This window comes from Micromonospora sp. NPDC005161, from assembly GCF_053599855.1.
This window is the reverse complement of the sequence record NZ_JBSFYQ010000110.1, coordinates 1-3244: the sequence shown is the minus strand read 5'-3', so window position 1 is coordinate 3244 and position 3244 is coordinate 1. Positions and strand designations below refer to the sequence as shown.

General features: G+C 68.1%; 3 protein-coding genes and 1 pseudogene. 2 read left to right on the top strand and 2 right to left on the bottom strand.

Annotated elements, in window-relative coordinates:
* Positions 1-114: 114 nt before the first annotated feature.
* Positions 115-699, bottom strand: a complete 585-nt coding sequence (locus ACWD5O_RS37005) for an IS3 family transposase (RefSeq protein ID WP_387328952.1) — start codon at positions 697-699, stop codon at positions 115-117.
* Positions 696-1076 carry a transposase gene (locus tag ACWD5O_RS37000; RefSeq protein ID WP_450088158.1) on the bottom strand — a complete coding sequence of 127 codons (381 nt, stop codon included), beginning with the start codon at positions 1074-1076 and terminating at the stop codon, positions 696-698. Before ACWD5O_RS37000 ends, ACWD5O_RS37005 begins: the two co-directional genes overlap by 4 nt.
* A 41-nt stretch (positions 1077-1117) precedes the next feature.
* On the opposite strand from ACWD5O_RS37000, the pseudogene ACWD5O_RS36995 reads away from it, so the two are divergent.
* Positions 1118-1367: pseudogene (locus tag ACWD5O_RS36995) on the top strand (transposase); the annotation flags it as partial.
* Positions 1368-1875: 508 nt separating this feature from the next.
* Positions 1876-3036 (top strand): low temperature requirement protein A, encoded by a 1161-nt coding sequence (locus ACWD5O_RS36990; protein WP_387328955.1) that lies wholly within the window; start codon positions 1876-1878, stop codon positions 3034-3036.
* Positions 3037-3244: the final 208 nt, after the last annotated feature.

Below are 3244 nucleotides of genomic sequence, written 5' to 3'. Positions count from 1 at the left end.
GCGCCGCGCACCAGCCGGCACCTCAGGTATCTGCCTCTTGCCGCGCCCCATCGCAAACCTCCGTGATCAAGGTGTTGCGACGACCAGTTGAATCCACCCTGACAGCCGCGGTCGCTATGAAAGATCACCGGCTGCTCGGGGCGACGGCTGGTCACGGCGTGGGATAGAGCCTGAGCGGGTAGGTCGGTGCGCAGATGATCGGCGGTGGCCCAGCCGACGACCCGACGGGAGGCCAGGTCGAACGGTGGCCAGATACAGCCAGCCCTCCCACGTGTTGATGTAGGTGATATCTCCGCACCAGCGGGTGTTCACCGCCGCGGCTGCGGTAGTGAAGTCCCTGGCGATCAGGTCAGGACGCGCGGGCGCCGCCGGGTCGGGCACGGTCGTCGTCCGCCACCGCTTCGGTGCCCGACCGCACCGGCCGGCCGCTTGCATGAGCCGGGCGATCCGCTTGCGGGAGTGCCGGCGGCCCTGGGCGCGCAGTTCGGCGTGCACGCGCGGGGAGCCGTAGGTTCCAGCGGAGGCGTCGTGCACCTCGATGATCTGCTCGGTGAGTTCGACGTCCTGACGGACCCGCGTCGACGGGCCGGCGGCATGGTGCTGGTAGTAGGCGGACCGGGAGACCTCCAACAGCTCACAGGCACGCTTCACGTTGCCCTGCTGCGCTCTCTCCGCCTCGATGAACGGATACACGTTCACCGGGTCTCCTTCGCGAAGAAAGCCGTGGCCCGCTTGAGAATGTCGACGTCCTCACGCAGCCGGCGGTTCTCCCGCCGCAACTGCGCCAGCTCATCCCGCTCGGCGGTGGTCAGCCCGTCCGACCGCGTCCCAACGTCGAGGCCAGCCTGCTTGACCCAGTCCCGCACCGCGGTCTCGGTCAGGTCAAAGTCCTTCGCGACCTGACCGACCGTCCGGTCTCCACGCCGGCATACCGCGACGATCTCCGCCTTGAACTCCGGCGTGAACGCCCTGCGAGGCCGGCGCGGCTTCTTTCCATGCCTTCCATGATGAACATCCTCCCGGGGGCTCACAGCCCCCACAGATCTCAGATGTCCGTCAAACCGGGTCAGGCCCATCCTTCGCAACGGTCGAGCAGAGCAGGAAGACAGAGAATGCGATGGCCGTATGCGAAAGTGTCAACCCTGTTGACCTGCTGCGCGAGCAGATCGATGACGTGTTGCAGGCGATGTGCGCATTCTGCGCAGGCGTTGATGTCCGTCGAGGCGGAGGCGATCCGCGGCGCCGCCTATGGGCAGCGCACTGAAGAGCGGGTCAACTCCCGCAACGGTTACCGGCATCGGGAGTGGGACACCCGCATCGGCACGATCGACCTGGCGGCCCCGAAGCTGCGGCACCGCTCCTACTTCTGCGGGTTGCCGGGCAGGTTGAACACCCACGTCCTCGTCCGGATACGGTCCAGCGCCGAGGTTAAGGTCGCGGTTCCTGGTGAACTCGAGAGGGCCTGGGCCGAAGTGCCGTAGAGATGACTTCGCGGGCGGAATGAGCGCCTCAGCGTGCCCACCTGTCCCGCATTCACCCATCACCGCTCGTGAAGACCGCCCGCGTGCTCTGGCCTTATACGGTCCCGAGAGTCACTGACGGGGCTATGCACATAAGGCGACAGACCGGCCGGCACTCGGTGGCCGCGGCGCTGCTCCGGGTTTGGGCGGCGCAGGAGACGATCGAAACCCGGGCGACGTGCCCACGACAGCAGCCGACGGCGGGCTCGTCCGCTGTTCCCGCACTCCTCGGTCGGTTTACCGGTCTGGCTGTCCGTCGGCGTGTTACGACTGGCCCGCGGCGTCGAGGAGGGTCTTGGTCATGTGGAGACGTACGGTTGCCAGACCGGAGCCGGCGCAGGCTCGCCCTGCTCGGGTGACGTTCCTCGAGCTGTTCTTCGATCTGGTGTTCGTCTTCGCGTTGACGCGGATCGTCGCTCGGGCGTTCGAGGACGTGGTGGTCGAGCCCGGTGGCAGCGCCTGGTCTCGGGCGCTGCCCGGCGCCGGGAAGACCCTCATCCTGCTGCTGGCCCTGTACGCGCTGTGGCAGGGCATCGCGTGGACGACCAGCCGCTACGACCCGGAATCCATCACGATCCAGGCGGTGGTCACCGTAGCGCTCGGCTCCAGCTTGGTGATGGGTGTGGCCGTCCCGCGGGCGTTCACCGGATACGCGGAAGCCTTCGCGTTCGCCTACGTCGCCGGTCAGCTCACCCGGCCGCTGGTGCTCCAGTTCGCCCTGCGCGACCGGCAGCGCCGGCAGCTGAAGTGGCGGATGCTCGCCACCTACAGCGTCACTGGCGTGCTGTGGATCACCGGGGCGATCCTCGACGGCCGGGCGCTAATACCGCTGTGGGCGCTCGCGCTCGGCATCGAGTACGCGGCCGGACGGTGGGGCTGGCCCGTGCCTGGGCTGGGCCGTGCCACCACCGCCGAGTGGGACATCGCCGCGGAACACCTCGCCGAGCGTTACCAGCAGTTCTTTCTCATCGCCCTGGGTGAGACGATCCTGGTGATCGGCCTGACCTACAGCACCGGACCCTTCGACCGCGACCACACCCTCGCCTTCGCCGTCGCCGCGATCACCTCAGTGCTGCTCTGGCGCATCTACTACCACCGCGCCGGGCGGATCCTCCCCGACGCCATCGCCCACTCGGACAATCCGTCGACTATCGGCCGGTCCGCCGCCGACACCCACCTGGTCATGATCATCGGGGTGGTGACCACGGCCCTCGGATACGAGATCACCATCGAACACCCCTTCGATCCCGCCCCGGCGACCTGGATCGCGCCTATCCTGCTCGGCCCGGCCCTGTTCATCGCCGGCCGCGCCCGCTTCGAGTACGAGGTCTTCGGCCGGGTCTCTCCCGCCCGTCTGATCACCCTCGCGGCGCTGACGCTGTCCTACCCGGCACTGATGTCCGCGCCTCCTTTCGCCGCCACGGCCGTCGCCGCCGCGGTGCTCCTCGCCGTGGCCGTGACCGATGCGCGCCGTGCCCACGGCCGACCACCGGAGCCCGCCCAACCACCCTTTTGACGAACTCCAGCGCGCCACCTGCCGCAGGCGCGCTGCACCACGAAACGCCCTCCGTCTGCTAAGCGACCGTTCCCCGAACAGCCGTCGGGCTGCCCTGACGTGGATCAACCCCTTAGTACTCCAGCCGGGGTTGTTGACCTTGGCTGAGCTGTGGCTCGGTGCGGTGTGGGAACGAGGGCAGCCACCGTCGATCATGGACGGTTGTGTG